Raw genomic sequence first — 242 nt, 5'->3', positions numbered from 1 at the left:
TTTGAAAAAAAAAAAAAAAAGTCTGAATCCGCATCATTTCGAGACATCGCGTTTTCCCTCTTCTGCTTGTATACAAACTCTGCACTACGTCTCTCTTCCTCTTCTCCCCTTTCACACCTACCATATTTATCTTTGTCCTCGCCCTCGCCATTCACCTCCACCTCCTTCACTTCACTTCTGCTTTCTCGCTCTTTCTTCACTCATTCTTCATCCCCTCTTTCATCCTCTCACCGCTGTTGCTC

General features: G+C 44.6%; 1 protein-coding gene. It reads right to left on the bottom strand.

All coding sequences use genetic code 11. The features are described 5' to 3' along the window. Nucleotides 1-200, bottom strand: a 200-nt coding sequence (locus G3N64_RS30770) for a hypothetical protein (RefSeq protein ID WP_205787546.1), incomplete at its 3' end; no start/stop codon positions are given. Nucleotides 201-242 lie beyond the last annotated feature (42 nt).

It is taken from the genome of Burkholderia sp. Ac-20344 (genome assembly GCF_017104975.1).
GTDB lineage: Bacteria > Pseudomonadota > Gammaproteobacteria > Burkholderiales > Burkholderiaceae > Burkholderia.
This window is presented reverse-complemented; position numbering and strand designations above follow the sequence as displayed.